Raw genomic sequence first — 26,495 nt, 5'->3', positions numbered from 1 at the left:
ATCGGCCGCCGGAAGCGAAACTTCCGAGACTGAGGCGGAAACAGCAGAAGTCGCTGGTGAGGAACCGGCGGACGATGACAAAAAGGCTGAAGAATAATCAACGCGACGCGCAGATCATCCTGCCGCGTCGCCCCCGCCCAGTTGAGAAAGGATTCTCAACGAATATGGCCAACCGCGGTTTTGACTTTAGCTGGGCAATGGAACAACTCTGCCGCGACATCGTTGGCAGGCTTGATGAATTCTCGCATGTGCGGATGGACCAAGTGGCCGTCACCTTCGCGCAAGCCCGCCGCCGCGTCCCTTATGGACTGCAGGCCAAACTGACCCCCATGCGCTTCGAAGGGGGATCGCTGACGACCTCCCGCTATGGCCGGGAATGGACCGTCCAGCGACTGTACGATCACAGCGGCGAAAATGAGTATCTCTATATACTCACGTTCTACCTGCCGCGGTTTTTGGATCACGACTTTCGTGAGAAGATGATCACGATCGTCCACGAATTGCACCACATCAGCCCCCACTTCGACGGAGACATCCGCCGACATTCCGGTCGGTACCACGTGCATTCGCACAGCCAAAAAGAATACGACGCGATGTGCGCCCGCTTGGTGGATCAATACTTAAAGCAAAAGCCGCCCGCCGCGCAGCACCAGTTCCTGAAAACCAACTTTCGCAAACTCGCCAAACAACACGGCGGAGTCGTCGGCATCCGCCTGCCGGTGCCCAAGTTGATTCCGTTGCAGGAATCGGCGTGAAGCGGGGATTGATAAGTTGCACGGAGTGAACTCCAACGTTGGTCAATTAGGAAGATGAACATCTTCTGATCACCTCCATCACCGCTGCCAGCGTAGCAACTCCACTACCGAACTCCCCTCCCCTTCTCCACCCAAGCCTTAGCCCTTGGTTCCTACCAATCCGCGGCAAATGTTCTGATTGCGACGCACGTTTTGGCCTCTCGTAGAACGTGATTTCGGCGGATCGAAACTATTGATCATTGTTGCCAAAGGGGCGGGCGGTTTGACATACTTCATTGTGGCAAGCGGTTGGGTTCTTGGAGGTGCTCGGCTTGTCCCGAAATTGTTTTTTCTATCACAACCATTTTTTGCCAGTGCAAACAATTAAAATCAATAACAATGTCGATCCGCATCGCGAATTCCCGGATCCGGTGGGGCTGCCTGAAACCGTGGACCTTGCGCGGGCGACCCGTACATCACGTCTGGTGGGAGTTTCCACGATTGGCGTGGTCGTCCGGTTGTTGATCATCGGTATTGAATTGGCCGGGGTTTGGGTGTGGGGCTATTCGGTCTTGCTGGTTGATGCGGTCGCATCGCTGGCGGATGTGGTGGCGAGTGTCGCCATCATTATTGCTATCAAAATTGCCGAGCGACCTCCCGATGAGGACCATCCCTTCGGGCACGGTCGCTTTGAACCGCTGGCCGGAATGCAGATGGGGATTCTGATTTGCATGCTGGGGGGCGGAGTGATCGGACAGCAGTTCTTTGCCGTCTTCACCGAAGCCCCTGCGGGCAATGTGAATGTCTGGGTGGCTGCGATTCCATTGGCGGCCGCCGTGATCTTCGAATTGATTTGCCGCATGATATTGCGGATCGGTCGTCGCGAGCACAGTACCGCACTCATCTCCGAGGCGTACCATTACCGCGTCGATGGAATCACCAGTTTATTGGCTGCCATTGGATTGCTGGTGGCCAGTGCGATTCCGCAATTCAGCAATTTGGTCGACCATATTGGAGCCATGCTCCTGGCGGCGATCATGCTGGGCTTGGGAGCGACCGCTGTCTGGCAAAACGTACATCAACTGCTCGACCGCGTCCCCGACTCAGAATGGTTTCAGCGGGTGCGGGCGTCGGCGGAAAAAGTCGAAGGAGTGTTGGACGTCGAAAAAGTGCGGATGCAGTGTGCCGGTCCGGATGCGCATGTCGATATTGATATCGAAGTCGATCCGCTGCAAACCGTTAGTGAGGCGCACGTTATCACGCAACACGTCCGTGCTCAAATCCAAACCGACTGGCCCGCCGTCCGCGATGTGGTTGTCCACGTCGAACCCTATTTCGACGGCGACCACTAAACATGGCAGCCGCGTGCGGTCGGCCGTGTCTCGCTAGAACCAGTTTCGAAACCCGGTTACGTTTGCTTTAGATACTGAAATCTAAGAGTTCACGTAACGCGTCAGGGGGTTTTTGAAACCAATTGTAAAGACTAGTGCTTCGCCGGTGCCTCGCCGGTGGAGATCTGTGCGTTCGGTTGCTTGGGCCCATAAATCCACAGCGGCACGCGTAGCTCGGGATATTCTGGATCGTCGGTGAAGATTCGTACCACCGTGACATTTTTACCTGGCGGGACGTGATCGCTGACTGCCAGTTTGATGGGAATCCGGCGGAAGCCGTTTTCATCGGCGACAGCATCTTCGATGCGTAATTGGACAAGATCGGAGTCACAGCTGACTCCCTCGACCCGAAAGTGATCGGGGCGCATGTCGGTTACGGTAATCGATTGTTCCTCAATTCGGCCGCCATTGTGATATAAAACCATACTGGCGGGCCTGACGGTCACACCGCGGTCCGGGACGCGGAGTTGAAAGGCCAGGTCCGTGCTTTGTGATTCCTTGGAACGCGCGGGGCGGGTTTCGACGGTGAGTGTGTACTCATGGGCGCCCGGTTCTTGATTGGCCATCTGCACGCGGAGCAGGATCATGCCTTGTTCGCCGGGGGGAATCGGGAGCAGTAGTTCGTCTTGATCATTGGGGCGAAATCGCTGATCGCCGACGATCACTTCCGGTTTCAAACAACCGCAGCTGACAGAGATTTTGGTCATGATCACGGGCGTATTCCCGCGATTCACGAATCCGTATCTTGCATTTTCCTCGGCTGTGGGATCGACCAGTCCTTTGTCGACCAGATATTGCGTAAATGCCAGCGACGCCGGGGAGGGATTGACCGCGAACGGTCTCGCCAAAGGTGCGGAGGCATGGGCGGCGATTGAACAGACGAGCGGAATCAAAGCCGTGGCCAATGCCAGTTTCATTTTCGCGCGAGAATAGCGTACCGTCATGCGCAGCCTCCATGCCGCTGAATATTACAATGAGTCGAGAGAGGAAGGGCGGGCTTTTATCACAATCGCCCAAGAGCAGCAAGGTGAGCCGGGTGCGGGCCGGTTATCTCAAATGGTTGTGCTGAGATAGCAGGAGTTCTCGTTCTCTGCCGTTGGGGAGTGCGGACAAGGCAATTTCCCAGAATAAGAAACCAAGCCGGCGAGAGTAGCGACGAACGCTCAGATTGCCTACGCTGCTTGGGAAGTATTAGGCAGACAGGGGACCGGCGGCATAACTTCGTCTTTCTTCTGACCACTGACCACCGGCCACTGACCACTCTGATTACATCCCCCCCATGAAACAATTCTTCCTCAAAAAATGGTTCCTGATCGGGCTGGCGGTGACGATCACCGGTGGGATTCTGAACGGCTGGCAGCGTCCGCAGGGGATTGAGAGTATCACCGAATTTGTGCATCCGCGGTGGCTGACCGGGTTTGTGTTGTTTTTGATGTCAATCACGCTCGACAGTCGGCAGCTGCGTGCATCGTTTCGCGCGCCTGCTCCGGTGCTGTTGGCTGTGGGGCTGAATTACCTCGTCGTACCGGCCGCGGCCTGGGCGCTGATGTCGATACAACTCTCTGAGGACTTTCGTTTTGGTCTGATGATTGCCGGGAGCGTCCCCTGTACGATGGCGGCCGCTTCGGTCTGGACACGCAAGGCTCGGGGAAACGACGCCGTGTCGTTGTTGGTCACGATGTCGACCAATGCCATCTGCTTTATCGTCACGCCGCTGTGGCTCAATACGGCGATCCCCACCGGTGCTGCCCATTTGGATGCCTGGGAAATGGTCCGCCGGTTGGTCGAAACGGTGCTGATCCCCTGCTCTGCTGGACAACTGCTTCGCCAATGGGGAGTTGTCGCAGGCTTTGCCACCCGCGCGAAGACAGTGCTGGGCGTTGTTGCCCAGTCGTTGGTGTTAGTGCTCGTGCTGTTTGCGGCGCTGAAATCGGGCCGGAATTTAGCCGTAACCAACGCTCAGATGAGCCTGTTGGCCGTGGCTGTGGTCTGGGCCAGCTGCGTTGGGATTCACACAACCGTGCTGTTTGCGGGCCGGTTTTTCTCCGGGAAGTTGGGCTTTACGGCTGCGGATGGCAAGGCGGTGGCGATTGCGGGTAGCCAAAAGACGTTACCGATTGGCGTCTACATTGCGACCGACCCGGCGATGTTCGGGGCATTCCCGTTTGCCGTGTTTCCGATGCTGATGTATCACGCATCGCAATTGTTTGTCGACACGGCGGTTGCCGACCGTTGGGCCGCGGAGGCCGACGCGGCCCCGGCCGAATCTGCGACTGCCGCGGAGAAATGAGGGCGGAGAAATGACCGCAGGGCCGTTTATTGTTTTGGCAATTCAACGGTGAGTTCATCGTAACGCGGGTCGCGGAACGTTTCAAAAAACTCCATGCCGAAGCCTTGGTCCATTTCGTATTTGGCCCGGTAGGCCCAGGGGGTGCCGGCATGTTCATGGATGACGTGCCGAAAGCGGTCTTGGGCCATCGCCAACTGTTCGTTGAGTTCGTTCATGTCGACTTTTGTTTTTTTGACCTGTTCTTCATCCGGGGGCAGCATTTTCTTGGTGCGGCGAAGGTTCCAGCGGTTGTTCTTGGGATTCTTCGGTTCGGGGGCTTCCTTGGCATGTTTGTCCATCGCGAGCATGTATTGAAATAACCGCACGCGATAGGCCAGGACCTGCGCTGCAGCCAGATCGTAATTAGCCCGCCAGCGAGGTGAGCTTTCCTTTTCACGCAAGTGTTCGATGCTATCCAGAGTTTTGATCGCTTCGTTGAGCATACCCATAGCGCGGAGCGCGCGGCCGAAATAAATATTGGCTTGCTTACGGAATTCCTCGTGGTCGTTGCTGTACCAAATCTCTTTAATGTTCAAATCTTTGTCGCGGTGTGGATTGAGTTTGACCACCATATCCCAGATTGTGCGACGAAACTCGCTGCTGTCCCGCTCGGCTTCGTACTGTTTCCTGGGTTCCAGGTCTGGTGCATATTCTCTGATTGCCTCAAAACGGAATTTTCGCTCCTCGCCATGTTGGGTCGTAACCAGATTTTCCTCTTCGCTGGGAAGAATGAAAAAGATTCCACCCGACTCCTTGGCCAGCCGGACCTGCTCATAGGGGCCAAATCCGGCGGATTGTGCGTCCCAGCGGCCGTGCAAACCATCATATTGTAATGATTCGGGATAAGCAGTTTCGGGGCCGCGGCGAATCCTCAGCCAATGCGTCAGCCCAAATTCGGGATCCTTCCAACGCACTCGGGCATAGGGATACCCGAAGATCGATTCGCGGCCGAGAATGTAGCAGGGAGCATGGGCCTTTTTAGCCTTGACCAGCGTGAGGTCAAAGGCTTCCCCGTCATCTCCCGATTCATCCGAAACAATGACGAGGATCAATCGCCGATTGCCACGATTGGCGATAGTCGAATACTTGTCGATGACGTATGAGATGGCGCCGCTCATATTTTCTTCGCCACTTTCGTCCACTTTGATTTTGTCGATCGCCGCTTTGATCACGATTTCATTGGAGGTCGGCTTTTTGGTCAGGTCTGTGATTCCTTTGCCGAAACTATGCATGGCTGTCAGAATTGGCGCGTCCTGATTTTTGGCAGCGCGCTTGCCCTGCTCTTCGACGATCCGCAGCTCTTCATAGATCTTGTGGAATTCGTCGCGAATCATCTTTTGGTCATTCTGCATGCTTTCGGACTCGTCAAACAGCCAGACGACCAGCAGCCCCTTCCCTTCACGCATCAGTCGTCGCAGCTCATCTGTCATACGGCTCATTGCCACGCCATAGCCTGAGACGGCAGCGCCGGGCTCGCCGTTCACTTCTCCTCCGTCCTCCAATTGGTCGCCCATCTCCTCAATGCCCGGAAGCGGTGGCGCAAGATTCGCCTGGAAATCGGGAGTATCAAGCTTGGTGGATTCCTCAATCGATTTTTTTGCGGTCAGGTTGGCATCGACACCGCCGATGGTGTCGCTCACCACGCCGCCGGCTATGGCGGCCGCAGAGTTGGAGATTTCAGTCTCCGCCTCTAGAGGGCGGTTGAACTCTTGCTGCTGGCGTTCATGATCTTCGAACACCGTTTGAATGTCGATCTCTTCGATCTGTTGAACCACCGCATACTGCACCATAAAAAGTGCAGCCAAAATCAAAAGATGCACCGCCAGGGAGGTGATCAAAGCTGAGGCTTCTCGTTTTTGACGCATGGGGGAATACCGATCGTTTCGTAGTGCTGTATTTACGATTCCTACCTACGGCCGGGCATTGCGCGGGCATCCGTCTTTGTCTCCGTGAGAGACATGGCGGTCTAGTACCCGGGCATTTAATCACAGCCCTTTCGGTCCATCGCGTTGAAGCTGTTCGCGCTTCTTCAGTGCCGCTTCATCGCGCGGCGGTTTGTTTTCACCTGCTTGACGCATGCGTTCATCCATTTTGGCATAGCCCACACTGCGCTCAACCCATTGCCAACCGAGCGGCTGTGAAAGTTCGCGTTCGGCCAACAAGCTCCAAGGGGTATTGGGGTGTTCGTCAATAATGCGTGTTAGATACGTGCGGGCACGGCCTGCTAGTTTTTTCACGCGGGCGCCGGAGATGATTTGGTCCGAGGGGATGAGCGCCCATTGGTCGTTCTTGGGGTCAGAGAATTTACGCGGCTGGCCCTTCATTTCGGCCAACACGGAGTTGTAACCCAAACTACGAACCTTCATGGCCAGCGCGCGGCCAATTGCCAAATCGTAGCCAGCCTGCCAGCGCGGCTCAGTGATCTTCTCGCGATCTGCTTCGCCGGTTTCCAAAATGCTCAAAATCTGATCCAACTGATACGTCAGTTTGGCCATCGGTTTTTGAGATTCGGTCATCTGTTGCCGCAGGATGTTGTCGCTGTCGGCGCGGAACTCTGTTCGGGGGACGTTGATCGCGCCATCACGTTCGTTTTTCGTCAGGGCGGCTGCTTGGACCAATGCCATTTTGGCTTTGTTTTGCGACACGCGGCGTTCGTATTCGGCGCGAGAGACGTAGTCGGGCCGGTAGTTTCTCATGACCGCTTTGTCAAATTTGGCACCCCCGACGACGTCATCGGTGATCAGGAACAACCCGCCGGTTTCCGCGCTCAACCGCGTCAGCCCGTAAGGACCGTGTCCTGACGACAGTACCATGTCGCGATTCGATCCTCCCCAAAAACTGAGCCGCAACCGCTCCGCCATCGCGGTCTCCGGCCCTTGGTGCACGGGAAATTGTTTGGTGGAATTGTCTGGGTAAGTCCATGTGACATATCCCAACTCGCGGCCGAAGGTGGAGGCGTTACCGATCGTGTAGGTGCGGATGCCATACCGGCGATTGAATTTGATCACGCTGTCCAGCAGAGCTTCGTCGTCCCCGCGTTCGTCGGTCACTACGACGATCATCACATTGTAACCGGCGCGCGTGCGATATTTGTAATACTTTTGCGCCGCGTCGCGCACGGTGGCGTAAACATTTTCTGTTCCCGACTCATCCATGACGATGTCACGCACAGCATCCGTCATCTTGCCGATGTCGTCGACCGGTTTGTCGGTGATGAAGGTGTGCCGTTCACCAAACGAAGCGACCACCGTCTTCAGCGGCGGGTCGTCTTGTTCTTGGAGTTGGCCCAATTGCGAATAGATGTTTTCAAAACGATCGGCAATCGCCGTGCGTCGTTCTTTGAGCGAACCGGAGGCATCGAACAACCAAACCACGAGTGTCTTGCGCTCTTGCAACGACTGCCGAATTTCAGCAACCAACCGGTCCAGAGCTCCCTCGACACCGCCGACGATATCCGAAAATTCACCACTGACTTCGACCCGCTCAATCAAGTCCGCCATGGCGGGACTTTCGATCACATCCGGTAAGGTAAAATCGGCCTCATCAAGTTCCTTGAGCTGCTCATCCAGATTCGTCTTTGGGTTTTGTCCGGCCATCGCGGCCATCGCTGCCGAGTTGGCTTGAGACTGCATATCGGAATCATTTCCGATGGCGTCGGCCTGTATCACCGTTTCGAATTCACGTCGCGGCTCTGGTTGATCGAACGTACTCTCGATTTCGGCCGCTTTGAATTCCTGCGTGGCGACATAAGTGACGCTGCCTAACAGCAGCATCAGCCCCAGATGAAACGCGAGACTGGCGATCCAAGCGCGGGCACTTTTGCCGCGGGGAAGCCGCCATTTTGAGCGGGTATAAGCCGCACCGCGCTTTGTAGCGGAAGCCGTCCCTGGGGGATCGGCCGCACGGACGTTTAGCGTGCTTTGCGTCACAGCCAACTCCAATTACCCGAACGAACTGCGTCACTCGACTGCCCCTTCGAGAAACGCGGTCTCTTTAAGAGATGAACAACTGTTTGCAGTCTACCATACCCCGATGCGGTTGCAAAGAAGAGGTCCAGAGAGCGTGTTGCCTGGGTTACCAAACGTCGGCTGCGGCAACCCCTTGTGCAGCAGCTAATTCTGTGGTTTTGGGGCGGCATTCCAGACCCAGAAAATCGCGGTAACCTAAGTCATAGGCTTCCTTCAGGACGCGATTGTAGTGAATCTCGCCGGTTCCCGGTTCATTGCGACCGGGGGTGTCGGCCAACTGCAGATATCCGATCTGTCCCGCTTTCATCCCTTCTCGCAAATGCCCACACAAGTCCCCTTCGGTGATCTGCATGTGGTAGAGATCCCAATTGATCTTCACATGCGGCGATCCGACTTCGTTGCAAATATGAATCGATGGCGGGCTGCCGTACAGGCAATGCCCTTTGTGATCGACGCGGATATTCATCGCTTCCAGAATCAGCATGATGTCGTTGGCTTCGGCGATGGGGGCAGCCAACTTCAGGCCGGTGATGATATTCTCGTGCATCTCCTGCTGCGTCATGCCGGGTTGGTCGTTGCCGCCGACGACGGTCATCTTTTTGCAATTGAGCTTTTTCGCCGCTGCGCATCCCTCTTCAATTTTCTTGACGAAGTTGGCATGGTTCTTAGGGTCGTTCAGTCCGGGACTAAATCCCCAGGCAGTAAACTGGGCGCACTCAATGCCCAATTCTTGACTCAGCGCGGCCATCGCGTCGATGTCTTGACGCTCCCAGGGCCAGAATTCATACGCGGGATAACCGAACGCGGCTGCTTGTTTGATCCGTTCCAGGAAGGGCAGCTTCTTCCACCACATTTCGATGTTGACGGCGAATTTTGTGTGTGGGGTGCGACCCAATTGGCTAAGCTCTTCAGCAGAGACCTCTTCAGTTGCATTGGCCGACTGGGCGGTCACAAACCCCGCGGCAGCGGCGGTTCCCAAAAAGGCGCGGCGATCAATCACGGACATGATGACGGCTTTCCAACAGGACAGAATGGCGGATCGTGGTTATTTCCTCAAATTTCCACGCTAACGCACGGCTGAACGAGGGTCAACTGACAAAAGAATGTCGTTGACCGACCGCGCGGGCAGCGATACATTAAATACGCGTTGAACAACAGCTGCGCTGGATTCTCTTAAGCGGGAGGTCACCATGCTACGAATTCTCGGCAGCCGTACACAACTTTGCGATGGTGTGACGCGACGCGAATTGATGCGCGTCGGCGGGCTCTCGCTGTTCGGCGGCATGACGTTGCCCCGCCTCTTGGCAGCCGCAAGCCCCTCTCCGGCCGCTCCCGTTGGTGGTTCTGCCAAGTCGGTGATCTTGCTGAACTTGCTGGGCGGTCCGAGTCAGATGGACATGTTCGACATGAAACCGCACGCGCCGGTGGAAGTCCGCGGCGAGTTTCAGCCTATCGACACCTCGTTGCCGGGTTTGCAGATCTGCGAACATTTGCCCAATACCGCGCGGTACATGCATCAGGCGACCATCGTGCGGACGGTCACCCACACCTACAACGCACACAATCCGTTGGCCATGATGACCGGCTTCACCGGCGGAGCCAACAATCAACTCGCCCCGGAACCGACCGACCCACCCGATATCGGCGCCATCTGCCAGTACCTGAATATGGGGCCACGGGAAATGCCAGGCGCGGTGTGCTTGCCCTGTTTTCCCGGATTCGGCGAACGGACAATGTACCCCGGTATCCGCCGCCCGGGACCGTATGGGGGTTTCTTGGGGCATCGCTACGATCCGTTGTTCGGGGAATGCGATCCGAAATTTGATCGCGAACCGAGTGTGAATTACTACGATCCGGTCCGCCCGATGGGAGCGCCGACACTGCCGGCGCTCGATGTCTTACCAGAGATGAGTGTCGATCGTCTTGACCGCCGTTTGTCGATGCTGCAAAAACTGGACGGTGCGTTCGCGCAAGCGGAATCGTCGCCGGCGATTGCTCGTATGGATGAAGTCCAGCAACGCGCGCTGGCCATGCTCTCCACCAGCAAGGTCCGAGATGCCTTTGATCTCGACCGCGAACCGGACGCATTGCGCGATCAATATGGTCGACACATGATGGGCTCCAGCTTGCTGGTCGCGCGTCGATTGGTCGAAGCAGGGGTGCCGTTTATCAGCGTGCACGCCGAAATCTTTGGCCGCTATGGGCATTCCTACGACATGCATGAAAACAATTTCGGCATGCTCAAAAACGAAAACCTGCCGGTACTCGACATGGTCTACCCGGCCCTGATTGAAGACCTCGAACAACGCGGGCTGCTGGATTCGACCCTGGTTGTCGTCATGGGAGAAATGGGGCGTTCTCCACGGGTGAACGCTAAAGCGGGCCGGGACCATTGGCCGCAGTGCGGATTCAGCCTGCTCACCGGGGGTGGAGTCCGTCGCGGCATGATCTTCGGCAGCACTGACAAGCAAGCGGCCTATCCGACCAGCCACCCCGTTTCGCCGGGCGATATTGTTGCCACAATCTACCATTTGCTGGGCATCGACCCGCATTTGATGGTTCCCGACCGCACGAACCGGCCAATTGCGATTGCCCACGGCGGCAATGTGATCACCGATATTGTGGCATAAATTGACTATTCGCAGTTACCGCCAAAGCCGTTGTGAAGCGCCAATTTCAGGCGAAAACCCGTTCGCTTGAACCGAACTGATAAAGCTGGTAATACAGATGTCAGACCGCCCCATCTTGTCGTGCGCGGTCGTTGCGCCCAGAGCCGTTTGGCTGGATTTGGCGCGAATTTTCTCTACTTTATGTGACTAGGCTTCAGACAATGCCCATTGCGACACCGGAACAGTACGGCCGTATGCTCGACGCCGCCCAAGCGGGCGATTATGCGTATCCCGCGATCAACGTGACCTCGCTCACGACAATCAACGCCGCGTTGAAGGCGTTTGCCGATAACAAGTCGGACGGCATTATCCAGGTCTCCACCGGTGGCGGACAATTTGCCTCGGGCTTAAGCGTCAACGACGCTGCCAAAGGCGCCATCGTGCTCGCCGAAGCCGCGCATCGTTTGGCAGCGGAGTATGACATCTTCGTTGGCCTGCATACTGATCACTGCCAACCGGGCAAAGTCGACGGTTTCTTGCGTCCGCTCATCGCCGAAACAGCCCGCCGCCGCGAAGCTGGTCAGCCCAACCTGTTCCAATCGCACATGCTGGATGCTTCGGAGTTGCCACTCAAAGAGAATCTGGAACTCTCAGTCGAGTTGCTCAAACTATGTGCGGCCAACGAGATCATCCTCGAAGTCGAAGCGGGTGTCGTCGGTGGTGAAGAAGATGGCGTGGATCACTCCGATCAACCAGCCGAAAAGTTGTACACCACAACCGAAGACATGCTGGAAGTCTACGAAACCCTCAACGGCCACGGACGTTTTCTGTTCGCCGCCACATTCGGCAACGTGCACGGCAGCTACAAACCGGGTGCCGTCAAATTGCGTCCGGATATTTTGAAGCTAGGCCAGGACGCCGTGATTGCCAAGCATGGCCAAGAAGCCGAATTCGATCTCGTGTTCCACGGCGGCTCCGGCACACCGCTGGAAGAGATCCGCGAAACGTTGGCCTACGGTGTGGTGAAGATGAACATCGACACCGACACGCAATATGCCTTCACGCGTCCGATCGTCGATCACATCATGAAGAACTACGATGGCGTGTTGAAAATCGACGGGGAAATCGGAGTCAAAAAGGCTTACGATCCGCGGAGCTACCTGAAAAAAGGGGAAGCTGGCGTCGCCGAACGTCTCGGCCAAGCCTGCGAAGAACTCCGCTCCACCGGCAAGTCCATCGCCTAGTCGCCAATAACGAAATCGCGCCCCGGGATGCTCATGCTAGCGTCCCGGGAGGGGGAGGCTCCCGCCGAGCCGCGCGCGACCAAGCCCCGTTATCTACGATTGATTTCGCCGTTACGCCCAGCGTACCGATGTGGCTCAGCAGGAGCTTCGCCCTCCCGGGGCGGTGGTTCGCGCTAGGTAACAGGACTTGCACCTTGCAACCATCTCACAACCGGTCATTCAAGTGTCCCGTTGCGCGATGTCGATAAGACGTGCATGCGATACCTACTGCTCACGATGCTGTTACTCTGCTGCCCGGCGTGTACCGCTGCACGGACCAAGGCGCTCCTGCCTGATTGGAAGGGGACGACCGCTAATGTCGTGGAAACGCGACAGGTCTGGCACGAATCGACCGGGCACACGCTCAACGCGCCTACTAGCACGACGTACTAGGCGGGGATCAGTCGAGCATCGTCAGTGCGTGGTCGCGGTTCTTGAGTGGGAACTCAACGGGGCCTTTTTGGCGGTGCGATTCAAAGACCGCATGTATCATCTCCGTCGCGCCGGCGGCATTGTAGATGTTGCCCAGCGGCAGTCGGTCTTCTTCGATCGCTGCGATCAAATCCTCAACCGCTGCGACGTTGCCTGAATGCAAGTTGCCCCCGTCGAGACTTTCCGGCTTGCCCGGTCCATTGGAAGTGATCGGCACCCACTGCGCGCCGCTACGTCCCGGCGACCAAGACGAATCGGGCAGATAATAGCCTGGTACCAGATATCCGGTGAATAACTCAGCGATCCCTTTGGAGCCAAAGATCTGCAGCCCAAACCGCCGCGGATTGCCCGCTTGGTTGCGATACGACGAGAAATAGCCGTTCACATTGTTATCGAACACATACGTTGCCGACAGGCCGTCACCGGCCAACGGGCCGAGTCCTTCGCCGCCGGGAGTGACATCCGCTTTGGTCACCGGTTGTCCCTTGTTGGTCATCCGTGCATTGCAAGAACGGGCATCGCCGGCCAGTGCGCGCATCAGGTCCAACACGTGCGTCCCTAACACCCACAGGTCCTCCGCTCCGCCGCGACGGTCTTCTTTGCCCCGCGCACGAATTTCCAGCAGCGTGCCGAGTTTGTCTTCGGCGATCATTTTTTGAATGGCGGTCAGCACCGGCGAGTAACGGCTTTGGTGAGCGATCGCTAGTTTCACGTGGGTTGCTTCAACGGCTTTGACCATTTCGTCCGCTTCAGCCATCGTGCGACAAAACGGTTTTTCCATATACATATGGGCGCCGACCTCGGTGCAGGCAAGTACCATTTCGTGATGCCGGTCAATCCACCGCGGCCCGATCGCCACGATATCCGGCTGCTCCTGTTTGAGCATCTGCGCGTAGTCGGCATATCCCTTGGCCGCCCCCGTCTTTTTTATAGCAGCGGCCAGACCTTCGGCGTTGTCATCCGCAACGGCAACCACTTCGGTTTGGGGGATCTCATGCCACACCGTATCCAGCCCATGCCCATAATTGCCCCGCCCGGTACTGCCAATGATCGCCACGCGGTATTGTTCGGCCATGAAATTCGGTCCCCTGTCTTTACGTTAATTCGTAGGGCAGGCTCCCGCCTGCCGCGCATCATTCGTGTAATACCACCATTGTGGGTCGAACGAATCTCATTTCGCAAGCACAATTCTCGTTTTGCCTCGGCGACCGGTAGCGGATAGGATTGATGAGTGAATTCCCGGAGATGAGTATGCACAAGTCAACCGACGCAGAATTAGATGCTTACGTCGCCCGCCTCGCCCGCAGACGGTGTGGGTTGATTTTTTTGGCGGCGTTGGTCGTACTTGCTATTTTCTTCGCCATTCTTTCCGCAGCTGGTCTTACGACCCGAGTCCATTGGGTTGGTTCCCACGAACTCGATGTGCATATCCTTGTGCTTGACGCAGGGACGCGGCGCCCCATTCCGGCGGCCAAGGTGACAATTTTCGATGGTCCATCGCACCCCTTGGAGACACCCCCGGATATCTTCAGCAAAATCGATTTCGGTCCGAACTCAAAGAATGCGAATCCTCAACAGGGACAGACCGACGACGAAGGACAGGTCGTGCTTACGCACCAATTCGTCGCGCATGGAACCAGCTCTGCATATTCCGAGGTCGGATCTGTGCTCACCTCCGGAGTCTGGGCCAAAGTTTCGGCAGACGGCTACGGAACCGTGATCATCTCGGTAGGTGGACAGGACGGAAGGCCGCGCGACATTCACACGCAAGGTCCCGTTTTTTTGACTGTCATGCTTTCGCCTTAGCACCGTTCAGTGCTCAAGAGATGGCCTTCCCAATCCGCCGCCTTTGGATTTCGGGTGGTTTGCTGCGGGGCGTGTGTTACATTAAGAATCAGCTGCAAAATACGAATGATGGTTAGTGGGCCGGTCCCTGTCCGCCAACTCCTCGAACGTCCTCTATTATGGTGGTCGACTATGCACTCGATGTCGCAACCTTCTCGAATTCTGCTTTTCGCCTGCGCGGCCTTTGTCGGCATTTTTCCGGCAGCAGCGGTAATTGCGCAGGAACAGGCCAAGACCGATTCGAACAACACGCCCAACCTCAAGGTGCTCTCCGCTGGGCAGTGGCAACAAATCGATACCGCTGTCGATCGCGGTCTGGAATTTATTGCCCGCAATCAACAACGGGACGGATCGTTCACGGCGCCGCAGTCAGGTCAGCCCGGCATTTCCAGTTTGTGCATCATGGCATTTCTCTCGCGGGGGCATGTTCCCGGCATGGGGCCTTATGGGGATCAGTTGGAGCGGGCGATCGAATTTGTCCTTTCCACGCAACATGCTTCCGGCGTACTCTCGGTCGATCCTCGTGGCGGCGGAAGCGGGGGGCGGCCGAATTACAATCATGCCATCGCCGGGCTGATGTTGGGCGAGGTCTATGGCATGACCACCGGCGATCTCAGCAACCGCATCCGGCAAGCGATTCCCCGCGCGCTTGAGTTTTCCCGCATGCGACAAACCCGCCGCAAACGCAATCCCGACGATCACGGGGGCTGGCGGTATGTGCGAGCCTACGGCCCCAACGATTCTGACCTGACCGCCACCAGTTGGCAGTTAATGTTTTACCGCTCCGCTAAAAATGCCGAGTTCGATGTGCCGGCGAAATTCATCGACGATGCGATGGGTTACGTCCGCCGCTGTTATATCCCGCAGCGGGGAGAGTTTGTCTATGGGCTAGCGCTGGACGAAGAACATTACGCCAGCGGCGGCACCGTCGGCGGCGGCATTGTGGCTCTCTCCATGGGGGGCGAACACCATACCGAAATGGCGCAGGCCGGCGGGCGCTGGATCTTGAAGCACCCCTTCACGCACTACAATCGCCGCCGACAAAGCGACGACCGTTACCACTACAGCGCCTACTATTGCAGCCAAGCGATGTTTCAGCTCGGCGGAAAATACTGGGAGCAGTTTTACCCCGACCTACAAAAAGTGCTACTCACCAATCAACAGCGCGACGGTTCCTGGGACCGCGAAGCGGTGCACGACGGTCAATTCGGCAACGTCTACACGACGGCCCTGACTGTACTGGCCCTCACGCCGCCGTATCAGCTACTACCAATTTATCAGCGGTGATGGTGTTCTTGATCGTTGGTTGCCAGGAAAACTGGACCGGCCCGGCGCTCATTGTTTCGGAGATGCTCAGTTCATCGCGCGCGTGAGCACCCCATGCATCGTACGACATCAATTGCTGGGCGACTTGCCGTGGAGACAATGCCATCGTTGGCACCCAACACAGCCGCCCGCAGCCAACGAATCCGATCATTGCGGTGTTTCTCAAGATGTCGCGGTGAGCTCAGCTAGATTTTGCGCGACACGCTCCACCGCGCGACGGCCCTCCTCAATGGCTTCGTTGGCCAGCTGAAAGTCGAGCAGACGAAAATGAGCCAGATGCGGGGCCACGATGAGGTCGGGCGGCTCCCCTGCCATGCGGCTGCGTGCAATGCGCACCTGCATAATGTCGATGCTAGTGGTCAAGACATCAACAATCGACGGCATCGTGGGCTCATAACTCGGCTGAGGCTGCACGTGTAAGCCCAAGTTGTCCTGCAACGTATGCATCCAATCGCGGATGGTGTTGTCCGACGCCTTGGACGACTCATCAGTGCGTAGACGACGACCGAGGATGTCTGAACCGAGATCGACGGCAATCAGAATGTCGGCGCCCATCGCGCGGGCCAAGGAGACGGGTACGGGATTCACCAGCCCGCCATCGACCAGGATCATGCCGTCGCGTAATACTGGGGCAAAGAATCCCGGCACTGCGACCGAGGCCCGAACCGCCTCAAACATCGATCCATTTTGTAACCAAATCTCCGCTCCTGTTTCCAACGCCGTAGCAACAGCGGCAAAGGGGGTGGCTAATTCTTCGATCTGCCGATCGGTGACGTTTTGTCGAAAATGGTCCATCAGCCGGTTGCCGCGAACCAGTCCGCCGCTCAGCGTAAAATCCATGAAGGCGATCACATCCTTCATGGTCAGCGTCCGCACCCACTCTTCCAGGCGGTCTAACTCTCCAGCGACATAGGCGCCGCCAACGAGCGCGCCAATGGATGTGCCGCACACCATATCGGGCCGAATGCCCGCTTCTTCCAAAGCGCGGATCACGCCGATGTGCGCCCAGCCACGGGCCGAACCACCGCCCAACACTAGCCCGACGCGCAGTTTGCGGGGTACGGTCATGGACTTACTCCAAGATGCTTTGTCGGAAAATTGTCGGACCACCTAACCTGGGGGACCAGCTGCTTTTGCGGCCACCGAAATCAAAGTTCACCGGAATCAAAATTTACCGGCGAGGAGCAATGAATCGTGGCCATCATGCTATCAAGCCGCGTACGATTTAGCGAGTTTGCAAGCTCCGGTTGAAAACGCGAATCCTTTTATGGCAAAAGGGCTTACAGGGAATTCTGCCTTCATGTTCAGTTCGTATTCAAAATGATATCGAAAACTGAATTGCCAACAAGTTGGACGATGGCAAGAGCACAAAGTGCAACTAGGGCGACCAGCTGTGTGAAGTCTTCTGCTCGGACACGTTCCAGAGTTTGGCTGCGGCCTCGCGATCCAGCACGCACTCATGCAACGGGCACTCATCGATGGGGCCGACCATCTCTGCTCTTTTGGTCGGTCCATAGAGCTTTTCAGGCTCCACGTTCCCTTCTGTTGCGCACATCACTTCAGGCCAGGACCCTTTCTCGGCCGATTGTGCGATAATGCGAGAGAGTATGGACCAGACGATTTTGTTGAACGTGCTCGCCGTGTCCTTTAGCAAATTGGTTCTTGACGCGCCGGGATGGCAGACCTGAACAGTAACGTTCTTTCCGGCAGCATCGACGCGACGCTGCAATTCGTAGGCGAACATCATTTGGGCCAGTTTGCTCTGAGCATACGCACTCCAGGCAGTGTAATTCCTGTCGAAGTTGAGGTCTTCAAACTGAATTCTCTTCAGCCCCATCTTGTATGCATTGCTACCGACAACCACGATCCGCCCCACCGACTCTTCGATCCGCTCAAACAGAAGTCCACAAAGCAGGAAATGACCGAAGTGGTTCACACCAAGCTGGCTTTCAAAGCCGTCGACGGTGATTTCCTGTTTGGCCACCTGCGCGATGGCTGCGTTGCAGATAAGAGCGTCGATGCAGGGAACGATTTCCAGAACCTCCGCCGCATCTTGTCGAACCGAGTCCAGCACTGCCAGATCCATACGCACGAACGTCACGTTAGCATCGGTTCCGAATTCTTGTTTTAGGGTTGCGATTGCGGCGGCTGATTTGTCGGCGCTGCGGTTCAACATCACCACGCCGGCGCCCTTGGACAGGAACACTCTGCTGGCTTCGAATCCGGCGCCCGAATTGGCACCGGTGATAACATACGTTTTGCCCTCGAGGGAACCAAGTCGCTCCGGCGTCCATCCTGTTGGGCCAAAGTTTCTCTTGGTGTTCATTTTTCAAGCTCCTTATTTCGCGAGTTTAGGACTTCAGACAAATTACTAAGCAGGGTGGCTTCCAGGCCCGACAAATTCTGGCGACTGGAAGGCACCGATACGGACTTGCCTTCATTCCGCAGCGCGAAGACGAGACGTGGGTGACAGGAAGGAATAGAGGACGGGGATCACGAACAGCGTCAGTACCGTGGCGAACGTCAAGCCAAAGATGAGCAACCAAGCCAGACCTTGCCACAACGGCCCGCCGGCAAGTGCAAGAGGAATGAGTCCGCCCACGGTCGTCGCAGTCGTCAGAAAGATTGGCATCAGCCGCTGTCGTGCGGCGTCGACGATTGCAGCGTGGTACTCTTTGCGCGTCAAAGGTTGATCGGTCCCGGTTGTTCTTTCCTTCATGACAATGTCAGCGAATTCGACAAACAAAATGGCCGAATTCAAAACGATTCCGAATAGCGCCAGCACACCCAGTTGCGGCATGAATCCGAACGCATTGCCTGTCACCCACAGTCCGAACAGTGCCCCCACGAGAGCAAGCGGCAGCGTCACCATGATGATTGAAGTGCGGGCGAGACTGTTGAACTGAAAAACCAACAACAAAATGATCGCGATGAATGACATGCCAAATGAACGAAACATTTTCCACTGAGCTTTCATCGACTCCTCTAGAGCGCCGCCGATCTCAATGCGAAATCCGGGAGGCAATTCGGCTTTCAGCTGTCGCATGGGCTCGGAGTTGAAGACGCGATTCGTGATGTCATTGCCTGACGCGCCGTAGTTGATGCGTGATCTGACTTCGATCGTGCGATTCCCATTGCGTCGATCAATGGCCTCTAAACGCCATTGCGGTTGCACCCGCGCAATGGATGCCAGCGAAACCTTGCCAACGCGGCTTTCGATGTGAGAGTTCTTGACTGCACCAAGCGACCGACGGCTTTCGGGATTCAACCGGAAGTAGACCGGGATCTGCCGGTCATTCTCTCGATACATCGTCAGCAGTTTTCCGGAATAGTAAGCATCAAGCGTCGAGGCAACTTCCGCATTGCGAATCCCCGACAGGCTAGCCCGATCCGAATCCACATCGACGAACAACTGCTGGCTGGAGACGCCCCACGAATCGTTGACGTCCCAGGTGTCAGGCTCGGCGTCCACAATCGACTTGACGCGATTCGCAATACGCCTGAGTTCGTCCGCATTCGCGAGCCCGTTACCCATGACCCGCAGAACGACCGGATCAGCGGGGGGGCCAAGCGCCAGTTCAACAGGGACAACTCGAGCACCGGCGATCGGCGACAACCCCAACGATTCGTCTCCTTGCCGCGCAACGACGCGCAGTTGTTCGGCAAAGTCGTGGGTAAACTCTCCCTTGGTCGTGTGGATCAGGATTTCGGCGTAGTTTGGCTTCAAGGTCTCCGGTTCCCATGCAAGGTACCAGCGCGACCCGCCTCCGCCGACGATGGTTCGCATGTTGAGCAATCGCTGGTGTGGGGTTCCTTCCGCATCGACATGCGGGCTCAGTGCGCGGATCATTTCTTCAACTTGGCGCGCAACCCTGTTGGTTTGCTCAATCGAAGCTGACTCGGGCAAATAGATTTCAACGGCAAATTGGTCTCGCTGCGTCAGTGGAAAGAATTCGCTCGAAACCGGAAGTTGGGTCGTCAGCAGCAACATGCCGATGGACGCTAAAATCGTGACAAACCGATGACGCAGTGCCCATCCGACTGCGTTGGCGTAAAGTCGATAGAAGCCACCTTGTAGCTCCGCTGTCCCATCGGAGTGCTCATGCTCGGGAACAGTTGGGGACAACGCTTCTCCATTCGTTTGCTTGTTTCGCTTTTGGCGAAGCCTGCCCCACACGGTTCCAAGTTTGCTCATCAACCAAGGCAACGGTGCGGTTGGACGAGTCGGATCTTTGGGAGGTCGAATGAACCAAGCGGCAAGAATGACACAGAAAGTCATCGCCAAAACCCAACTGACCGCCAGCATCACGGACAGGGTGATTGGCAAGCTGTAAATGAATTCTCGATTGGCACCGTCCATCGCAATCAGCATCGGGATGAAAGCGGCAACCGTCGTCGCGGTTCCGCTTAACATCGATGGGCCCAGCATTTTTGCACCTGCAACCGATGCATCGCGCGGGCTCATGCCGGCGATCTGGTTCGTGCGACTCTGGTCGCAGACCTGAACCGCATTGTCGACCAACAATCCGAGCGAGATAATCATCGACGCCAACGACATCTGTTCAAGTTGCACATCAAACAGCGTGATGATAGCCAGCGACGAAATAACAACGAACGGAATGTTGGCGGCCATAACGGCAGCGGTGCGGAAGCCGACGACCAAATACACCAGAACAACAACGACCAGAATGGCTTGGACGATGTTCACGCCAACTTCGCGAATACGCTGCTTCACGCTGTCTGACTGGTCGGAAATAATGGATACCGCCAGATCGGGCGGTAACACTGCAGTGTTTTGCAACTGGGCGACGCTTTCTTTGGACAGGTCGCAAATGTCGATGATGTTTGCGCCTGATTTCATGGATACCGCAAGAATGATTGCGGGCGTCTCAAACTCCGGAGTTCCGTAGCGGCAAATGCGCTGCGGCGGGTCGATGTAACCACGGCGAACGTTTAGCCCCGTGTTCTTGAGCTGAACCTGATTGACACCGGCATCGCTCGACTCATTTCCAGTCGCCACGACCCCAACGACCAATGAATCAAACGCCTCCACCGCGCCGACATCACCACTGGGCTTCACAAAAAAGCGTCCATCTTCGCCATCGATCCGTCCGCCTGAAGCGACGATGTTTCGCGACTTTGCAAGTGTTTCGATTTGCGCCGTCGTCAGTTCCAGCGTCGACCAGTTTCCTTCATCGGTCTCGATGTAAATTGCTTCTTCCTGGACTCCGAAGCGACCGACTTGCGAAACGCCCGGCAGCAGCCTAAGCGAATCACGAATTCGCTCTGAATATAGATCGAGTTGTCGCGGTGAGTAAGCGTACATCGGGTCAACGACCGAGTCCCCCTCAAGCGGCTGTTGGTGGACGGCATACAGCAGGACGCTGGTGTCAGCAAATTCATCGAACAGAAACGGCGAAATGCTTTCGTCGGGCATCGGCACATTGCGAATCCGGGCACGCACGCGATCCCAGGCGTCGTCCACTCTAGCGCCCGGTACGTTGTCTTCGAGTTCGACGAAGATGACCGACTGTTCGCTGCTGGACGTCGAGCGAATCAACCGAACTTCCTCCAACCCGTCGATTGCATCTTCCAACGGATCAGTGACTAGTTTTTCGATTTGCTCCGCAGACGCACCTTGCCACCGAGTGGTCACGAGGGCGATCTTGAGCGTGAACTCAGGGTCTTCGCGACGCGGCATGGTGAAGAAACTGACGCTGCCCCAGACGACTAGCAACAACACCAGAGTGATTGTGATCGTCGGTCGATGTACTGCGAACTCGGGGAGACCTCTCATGGCTGGCCTCCCACAAGTTGCGAAACCACAACGCGGTCTCCGTCGTTCAAGTAGTGCGTGCCTTCGACAATGACCTGCATCCCCTCACGCAACTCCTGCAAGGAAGTCGACGTGATCCGCAGCAAGACCGTTTCGCCGAGGACCGATTCTCCTTCGGCGATTTCGACAAAGACGCGTCGCGCGATCGCCTGGCCCGCAGTTTCATCAATGACGTGGACGAAGGTCTTCCCTTGTTCTTCGCGGACGGCCTTCATCGGGACGAAATACCCAGCGGTCGGTTCGTCGGGAGTCAGTGAAATCCGCGCGACGTCGCCCGATCGCAACAGCCAGCGTTGCTCATCAAGCATGACCTGAGAGCCGGCCCAGGTTTCCAATAGTGCCGTTTGTCGTGGGCGAGGTAATGACTTCTTTGAGCTGGTTCCATTCTTGGGACTCGTTACCTCGTCCACGACAGAGTACTCAGGCTGGGTTGGCTTGAAGTAAAGTTTGCCGGTAATCAAATCGTGATCGACATCCATCTTTACGTTCGGATCGGTGAACTCGATTGCGACAAATTTCCACCGTCCGAGATAGGGGATCACGTCGCTGGTGATTCGCACAGGGACTTTGGTCACTGAAAGCAACCGATCGCCCGACGGCGATGGCGTTCCCCAGCGGCGATTGGTAACTTTCCAGACAAACGTCTCGCCGCCGATCGTATGAACCGCTTCACGTACGACAAGTTGTCGCCGGTCGCCCGTAATCATCGGGCCAATATTTAATGGGGTGATCTGATTCGTCCATGCGATCGGCTCGTCAGTGTCTGGCGACATGTACGCGGATTCGTCTATCTCGTTTCGCACGTGCATCGTGACCGTGAACGTTCGCGCCGCCGGGTCAGCCACTGTGTCGACCCGGTAGACCATGCCGCTAAGCTGGCGAGAAGTTCCGCTGCCATCGGTGACTTGAACCGGCAACATGTCACCACGACGGTAGCGGCGAGAGTCGCGCGCAGTCACTTCAAATTCGATGGTCATCGGATCCATCATCTGCACGGTTACCACCGGATCGCCTTCTTTGACATACGTCCCGGGGACGGCATGAATCTGGGAAACCTGACCGGGGAACGGGCTGAACAGCACGGCGTTTCGGAGGCTGCGTTGGGATTCAGAGAGTTGCTGCCGGGCCTGCAGAATCTGAGCTTCGAGGGTAAGCTGGCGTGCCTTCGCTTGTGCCAATTCGGCATTGGAACTGGCAAGGCGAGATTTCGTCGTTGATGCATTTGTTCGAGCGGCGTCGAGTTCCGAGAGTGAAATAGTATTCTGTTTTGAAAGCTTCAACGCGCGGGATAGCTCGACGTCCGCGAGATCGGCCTCGGCCCTTGCAGATTCGATCTGAGCGGGCAACTGCTGCTCAATCGTCACCAGATTGGCATCGCGATTCAGTTTTGCGACTTCGACACTGGCCTGAGCCGACTCGACGGCAATCTTCAATTCTTCATCATCGAGACGGGCCAGTGGAGTCGCACCTGATGCCTGTTTATTGGTCTGACCACTGATTTGTGGCGTCACAAATTCTTTTGGTTCAATGACTTCGGCGACGCGTCCGGCGACCTCAAATCCAATCTGCTCGGATTTCCATGGTACAACCGAACCTGTGATGAATTGGGTATTTGTCGGGGAGGTTTGCCGCAACACAGTGATCGCGACTGGCTTGGGAGGTTTTTCCGGCGAGACGAAATCCTCCTGCTTCTGCCTGCACCCGCTGATGACGAGACCGCATAAGCAGAAAAGTGTCAAGACGATGAAGTCGTACTTTTGAAAACGCATAACTTGCCAAGCGAAAGAGGCCACATCACTATTTGCAATAAGTAAACCGATCGGTATACTTTACAGTATGCAAAATAAAAGTAAACCGCAAGGTGTAATTTCTGGAGCCAAACCGCGGGAGCGACTGACGGATCGAAAACGAGCGTCGATCGTGCAGGCGGCAGTGGAGGCGTTTCAGCAGTACGGCTATTTCGGCGCCAGCATGAACGCCATCGCTGACGCCGCTTCGGTCAGCAAGCGAACGCTGTACAACCATTTCGATAGCAAGGAAGCTCTTTTCGACGCGATTCTTGAGGAGTTGAAGGTTCGCGTCGAACAACTTCCGAAGTGCGAGTTCGACGATTCGCGTGATCTTGACGAGCAGTTGACGGAGCTTGCGCAATCCGAAATTGACTTTTTCACGTCCGAGGAAGTCCAGGCATTTTCCCGAGCCGGCTTGTCACGCGTGCTGGGCGAGCCGGATGCAGGGCAGCAGGTCGACCCGCGATTTTTCATCCGGCGGGTGACAACGTGGATGAAAAAGGCACAGGTGTCCGGCTGTCTTCTCGAAGCAGACGCGGAGTTCGCGGCGATGCAATTCGTCGGCTTGCTGCGTACGTTTGCTTTCTGGCCAACCATCGTCCACGGCGAGCCCCCGCCCTCACGCCGCAAACGGAATCAAATCGTTTCGCACACCGTTGAAATGTTTCTCAGCCGATATGCAGTAAACTGAATCCGCCGTAGTTTGCCAAATTCCAACGGGTCGATCAAAAAAGGGCTTGTACCAACGGTTGTTTAAAGACGCCCAAGATTAAACGTTCAGGTGAAGGGGGCGAGTACCGGACTTCGGCTTGACCCGCGTTCAGGCCGACAGAGAGGCGGTTTCGCAACTGCTCCTCTGGCTTGCTTCGTTTGCTACAGGAGCCGCTGAGTCAAATACGCCGTCGGACATCAACGCCAGAAACCAAGGCATGATCCCGGTTTGTTGTCATCGATCGAGCCACTTGAACGGGGCGACGGGGTTTGAACTCGCTAAGTGTCTTCAGATCAAGAAGTTACAAAAGGTGAACGCGGGCACACATGGGCATCTGTTTGAACCGCCACGGTCGCTGATAAGAAATCGCGTCAACCATTGCAGTTCAGCGAAAACAGCTCGCCGCAAATGAATGCGGCGAGCTGTTTTGAATTCAAGTCGGGGTGACTGGCGTTCGTTTGAACCGTTGATCGCCGCCTGCGTCGAGGCTGTACTGGCGCCGCATGCTGAAGTCGTTGACTTTATAAGAATTCTTAAGATTTCGGCTTGATCAGTTACCGGAATCCACCCGTGAACACAGGCGATAATGACCGGTTTTGGGCGGTCCGACAAATTCGATCTTGCCCTCGCCTTTCAACGATTTCAAGTCGCGTTTGACCGTTGACAGCGGGGAGCCCAGTTCATCAGCGATGGCCGGCGCCCGCAATTCCTGGCCGCTTTTTAGTACCTGGAGTATCCGGATTTGACGTGTCGCTACAGTATCACCGGACGGTAATACAGAATCACTAACAGGACCATTTACAGTATCACGAACAGGATCACCATGACGGGATTGTCCTGTTTCGTGATCCTGTAACGGTGCCTTGCCTCCCTTATCCACTTCCTGGACACTTAGTTTTTCAGACAGGCGATATCCCCATCCACCACTTTGGATAATATCTTTCGGGTCGCAGTCGATTTGCCCATGTTTTTGAAGTGTAGATTTGATTTGCGCTCGAAGATCACGCACAAGGCCTGCTATTTTGGTGGCGTCCTTCAACTGCAAGGCCTCTGCGAGTCGCTTTCCGCTGTACGCTCGAGTTCTCCCGGATTTGTCCTTATTCGCTAGGACGTTCAGCAGTTTTCGTTTCGACTCAGATCGCGAACCAGCACAAAATCTGACTCCGCACAATTCAATGTGGTCTGGAAGAATGATCAAGTCACCGCGTTCAAAGGTCTTAACCCCAGATTCTAATTCCTCATCACCCGTATCCAGCGGGACAGCACCGGTACTGCTCGCTGTCGCCTGATTTGTATGGGGTTGATGCGTTCCGGGAGCGTCTGCCAGCGAATCAGAAATCGCTTTGGTCATTACCTCAGCAAATTTTTCAGCGCCTTGATCCCAATTCCCAATATCCACGGTCTCGGTCGGCAAGTCGCGTCCGCTAGCGCCCGTCAATGCCAGGAGTTTGCCGTACCCACCGACTGCTGGTCGGTCACGGAAGAATTCTTGCTTAAGCACGAAATCGACGACAACATCAGGTTTGTTACTCCTCAGGTCTTGAACCGCCAAGACGCCCTGATCTGTCAACCGCCAATACTCGGGCGTGAGTTTCTCAACATTGAGGGGAAAACTCATAGATTGGCCTCCCGCGATCCACTCGTCCCACGCATCTCGCCATACTTCCTGGAGACGCGCTAATAATGGCTGGAGCGCCTCCGCGAATCCGCCTTCACCGGTCATGGTGCATTTCGCTTCGACGCCGTCTGCGTTATTCACATGTTGGCACCAAAAACCAACGCGACGCTCGACCATTCCTGCCGAGGTCAAGAGGAACAGAGTACGCTGCTCGACGGCGGTCAATTGATCGTAGTCGAGCACGGTCCACACTTCGGGGGCCGACAAAAGAAGTTTTTGGATGGCGGCTTCAAGAAGCGATTTCTCTTCCGGAGAGTTCGGTAGTGCATCAGTGATGTTCTCGTGTGACGGCATCATTTTTCCTCAACGACCGACAATTTACGTCCTGCGGATGAACGATCTCCATCATGGTGACTCGGAGTGCTCGCGTCCACAAGAATTTGATGCGTGGATCGAGGTAAAAATGGGAAGACGCGGCGGGGAATGAAAAAGTCGATTGGCGATTCTTACAATTGACCCACCCTAGATTGGTCGCCGCCAGGCATTGGACACCTTTGCATCACAACACGGTGCGGACGCGGCTGGTTCAGGTGGTAATCGCACGACAGGGGCAAAATGGCCG

At 56.0% G+C, this 26,495-nt stretch carries 19 protein-coding genes and 1 pseudogene; 9 read left to right on the top strand and 11 right to left on the bottom strand.

The features are described from left to right. The first annotated feature begins 74 nt into the window (after positions 1-74). Both Mal52_RS25625 and Mal52_RS25620 read left to right on the top strand, forming a co-directional pair. A complete protein-coding gene (locus Mal52_RS25625; protein WP_231962443.1) occupies positions 75-755 on the top strand; it encodes a putative metallopeptidase in 681 nt (226 codons plus the stop codon). Between the two features lie 311 nt (positions 756-1,066). Beyond that, complete coding sequence (locus Mal52_RS25620; RefSeq protein WP_231962442.1) at positions 1,067-2,086, top strand: cation diffusion facilitator family transporter; 1,020 nt, start codon at positions 1,067-1,069, stop codon at positions 2,084-2,086. 131 nt (positions 2,087-2,217) lie between these two features. On the opposite strand, the gene Mal52_RS25615 is transcribed toward Mal52_RS25620, so the two are convergent. Then, entirely contained in the window at positions 2,218-3,069 is an 852-nt protein-coding gene (locus tag Mal52_RS25615) for a DUF1573 domain-containing protein (protein ID WP_145379457.1), read from the bottom strand. A 335-nt stretch (positions 3,070-3,404) separates the two neighbouring features. Between Mal52_RS25615 and Mal52_RS25610 the strand changes: the two genes are divergently transcribed. Further along, complete coding sequence (locus tag Mal52_RS25610; RefSeq protein ID WP_145379456.1) at positions 3,405-4,415, top strand: bile acid:sodium symporter family protein; 1,011 nt, start codon at positions 3,405-3,407, stop codon at positions 4,413-4,415. 26 nt (positions 4,416-4,441) lie between these two features. Here the strand turns inward: Mal52_RS25610 and Mal52_RS25605 are convergent, their stop codons facing one another. The 3 genes from Mal52_RS25605 to Mal52_RS25595 all read right to left on the bottom strand — a co-directional run bounded on the left by Mal52_RS25605 (position 4,442) and on the right by Mal52_RS25595 (position 9,428). After that, positions 4,442-6,319 carry a vWA domain-containing protein gene (locus tag Mal52_RS25605; RefSeq protein ID WP_145379455.1) on the bottom strand — a complete coding sequence of 626 codons (1,878 nt, stop codon included), beginning with the start codon at positions 6,317-6,319 and terminating at the stop codon, positions 4,442-4,444. A gap of 120 nt (positions 6,320-6,439) precedes the next feature. Beyond that, a complete protein-coding gene (locus tag Mal52_RS25600; protein ID WP_145379454.1) occupies positions 6,440-8,383 on the bottom strand; it encodes a vWA domain-containing protein in 1,944 nt (647 codons plus the stop codon). Positions 8,384-8,528: 145 nt separating this feature from the next. Then, a complete protein-coding gene (locus Mal52_RS25595; RefSeq protein WP_145379453.1) occupies positions 8,529-9,428 on the bottom strand; it encodes a hydroxypyruvate isomerase family protein in 900 nt (299 codons plus the stop codon). A gap of 184 nt (positions 9,429-9,612) precedes the next feature. Between Mal52_RS25595 and Mal52_RS25590 the strand changes: the two genes are divergently transcribed. The 3 genes from Mal52_RS25590 to Mal52_RS30010 all read left to right on the top strand — a co-directional run bounded on the left by Mal52_RS25590 (position 9,613) and on the right by Mal52_RS30010 (position 12,707). Further along, a complete protein-coding gene (locus Mal52_RS25590; protein ID WP_145379452.1) occupies positions 9,613-11,052 on the top strand; it encodes a DUF1501 domain-containing protein in 1,440 nt (479 codons plus the stop codon). A gap of 200 nt (positions 11,053-11,252) precedes the next feature. Further along, the gene (gene fbaA, locus Mal52_RS25585) at positions 11,253-12,275 is read left to right on the top strand and encodes a class II fructose-bisphosphate aldolase (RefSeq protein WP_145379450.1); all 1,023 of its coding nucleotides are present in this window, start codon (positions 11,253-11,255) and stop codon (positions 12,273-12,275) included. Positions 12,276-12,530: 255 nt separating this feature from the next. Then, entirely contained in the window at positions 12,531-12,707 is a 177-nt protein-coding gene (locus Mal52_RS30010) for a hypothetical protein (RefSeq protein ID WP_197533477.1), read from the top strand. Positions 12,708-12,714: 7 nt separating this feature from the next. On the opposite strand, the gene Mal52_RS25580 is transcribed toward Mal52_RS30010, so the two are convergent. Next, the gene (locus tag Mal52_RS25580) at positions 12,715-13,821 is read right to left on the bottom strand and encodes a Gfo/Idh/MocA family protein (protein WP_145379448.1); all 1,107 of its coding nucleotides are present in this window, start codon (positions 13,819-13,821) and stop codon (positions 12,715-12,717) included. A gap of 152 nt (positions 13,822-13,973) precedes the next feature. On the opposite strand from Mal52_RS25580, the gene Mal52_RS25575 reads away from it, so the two are divergent. Beyond that, positions 13,974-14,552 (top strand): hypothetical protein, encoded by a 579-nt coding sequence (locus tag Mal52_RS25575; protein WP_145379445.1) that lies wholly within the window; start codon positions 13,974-13,976, stop codon positions 14,550-14,552. A 180-nt stretch (positions 14,553-14,732) separates the two neighbouring features. Beyond that, complete coding sequence (locus Mal52_RS25570) at positions 14,733-15,878, top strand: prenyltransferase/squalene oxidase repeat-containing protein (protein WP_145379443.1); 1,146 nt, start codon at positions 14,733-14,735, stop codon at positions 15,876-15,878. 122 nt (positions 15,879-16,000) lie between these two features. On the opposite strand, the pseudogene Mal52_RS30635 reads toward Mal52_RS25570, so the two are convergent. From Mal52_RS30635 to Mal52_RS25545, 5 genes and pseudogenes are all read right to left on the bottom strand, one after another. Beyond that, positions 16,001-16,102: pseudogene (locus Mal52_RS30635) on the bottom strand (VIT1/CCC1 transporter family protein); the annotation flags it as partial. Beyond that, entirely contained in the window at positions 16,080-16,985 is a 906-nt protein-coding gene (rssA, locus tag Mal52_RS25560) for a patatin-like phospholipase RssA (RefSeq protein ID WP_145379441.1), read from the bottom strand. The gene rssA and the pseudogene Mal52_RS30635, both read right to left, overlap by 23 nt. Positions 16,986-17,295: 310 nt before the next feature. Continuing rightward, complete coding sequence (locus tag Mal52_RS25555; protein ID WP_145379439.1) at positions 17,296-18,243, bottom strand: SDR family oxidoreductase; 948 nt, start codon at positions 18,241-18,243, stop codon at positions 17,296-17,298. A 111-nt stretch (positions 18,244-18,354) separates the two neighbouring features. After that, positions 18,355-21,714, bottom strand: coding sequence for an efflux RND transporter permease subunit (locus Mal52_RS25550; RefSeq protein WP_145379437.1), 3,360 nt, complete (start codon positions 21,712-21,714; stop codon positions 18,355-18,357). Continuing rightward, positions 21,711-23,522: an HlyD family secretion protein gene (locus Mal52_RS25545; protein ID WP_145379435.1), complete on the bottom strand. Its 1,812-nt coding sequence runs from the start codon at positions 23,520-23,522 to the stop codon at positions 21,711-21,713. The genes Mal52_RS25550 and Mal52_RS25545 overlap by 4 nt, the downstream gene beginning before the upstream one ends. 67 nt (positions 23,523-23,589) lie before the next feature. Here Mal52_RS25545 and Mal52_RS25540 point away from each other — a divergent pair, with 67 nt between their 5' ends. Continuing rightward, complete coding sequence (locus Mal52_RS25540) at positions 23,590-24,234, top strand: TetR/AcrR family transcriptional regulator (RefSeq protein WP_145379433.1); 645 nt, start codon at positions 23,590-23,592, stop codon at positions 24,232-24,234. 571 nt (positions 24,235-24,805) lie between these two features. Here the strand turns inward: Mal52_RS25540 and Mal52_RS25535 are convergent. Beyond that, positions 24,806-26,230, bottom strand: coding sequence for a winged helix-turn-helix domain-containing protein (locus tag Mal52_RS25535; RefSeq protein WP_145379431.1), 1,425 nt, complete (start codon positions 26,228-26,230; stop codon positions 24,806-24,808). Positions 26,231-26,495: the final 265 nt, after the last annotated feature.

The sequence above is a fragment of the Symmachiella dynata genome, assembly GCF_007747995.1.
GTDB classification, from domain to species: domain Bacteria; phylum Planctomycetota; class Planctomycetia; order Planctomycetales; family Planctomycetaceae; genus Symmachiella; species Symmachiella dynata.
This window is presented reverse-complemented; position numbering and strand designations above follow the sequence as displayed.

Bases quoted from the DNA above. Each gene is read 5' to 3' on its own strand.
- Mal52_RS25555 (WP_145379439.1), bottom strand. From the start codon at position 18,243: ATGAACACCAAGAGAAACTTTGGCCCAACAGGATGGACGCCGGAGCGA.
- Mal52_RS25625 (WP_231962443.1), top strand. From the start codon at position 75: ATGACAAAAAGGCTGAAGAATAATCAACGCGACGCGCAGATCATCCTG.
- fbaA (WP_145379450.1), top strand. From the start codon at position 11,253: ATGCCCATTGCGACACCGGAACAGTACGGCCGTATGCTCGACGCCGCC.
- Mal52_RS25570 (WP_145379443.1), top strand. From the start codon at position 14,733: ATGTCGCAACCTTCTCGAATTCTGCTTTTCGCCTGCGCGGCCTTTGTC.
- Mal52_RS25615 (WP_145379457.1), bottom strand. From the start codon at position 3,069: ATGACGGTACGCTATTCTCGCGCGAAAATGAAACTGGCATTGGCCACG.
- Mal52_RS25605 (WP_145379455.1), bottom strand. From the start codon at position 6,319: ATGCGTCAAAAACGAGAAGCCTCAGCTTTGATCACCTCCCTGGCGGTG.
- Mal52_RS25535 (WP_145379431.1), bottom strand. From the start codon at position 26,230: ATGATGCCGTCACACGAGAACATCACTGATGCACTACCGAACTCTCCG.
- rssA (WP_145379441.1), bottom strand. From the start codon at position 16,985: ATGACCGTACCCCGCAAACTGCGCGTCGGGCTAGTGTTGGGCGGTGGT.
- Mal52_RS25610 (WP_145379456.1), top strand. From the start codon at position 3,405: ATGAAACAATTCTTCCTCAAAAAATGGTTCCTGATCGGGCTGGCGGTG.
- Mal52_RS25580 (WP_145379448.1), bottom strand. From the start codon at position 13,821: ATGGCCGAACAATACCGCGTGGCGATCATTGGCAGTACCGGGCGGGGC.
- Mal52_RS25575 (WP_145379445.1), top strand. From the start codon at position 13,974: ATGAGTGAATTCCCGGAGATGAGTATGCACAAGTCAACCGACGCAGAA.
- Mal52_RS25550 (WP_145379437.1), bottom strand. From the start codon at position 21,714: ATGAGAGGTCTCCCCGAGTTCGCAGTACATCGACCGACGATCACAATC.
- Mal52_RS25590 (WP_145379452.1), top strand. From the start codon at position 9,613: ATGCTACGAATTCTCGGCAGCCGTACACAACTTTGCGATGGTGTGACG.
- Mal52_RS25595 (WP_145379453.1), bottom strand. From the start codon at position 9,428: ATGTCCGTGATTGATCGCCGCGCCTTTTTGGGAACCGCCGCTGCCGCG.
- Mal52_RS30010 (WP_197533477.1), top strand. From the start codon at position 12,531: ATGCGATACCTACTGCTCACGATGCTGTTACTCTGCTGCCCGGCGTGT.
- Mal52_RS25540 (WP_145379433.1), top strand. From the start codon at position 23,590: ATGCAAAATAAAAGTAAACCGCAAGGTGTAATTTCTGGAGCCAAACCG.
- Mal52_RS25545 (WP_145379435.1), bottom strand. From the start codon at position 23,522: ATGCGTTTTCAAAAGTACGACTTCATCGTCTTGACACTTTTCTGCTTA.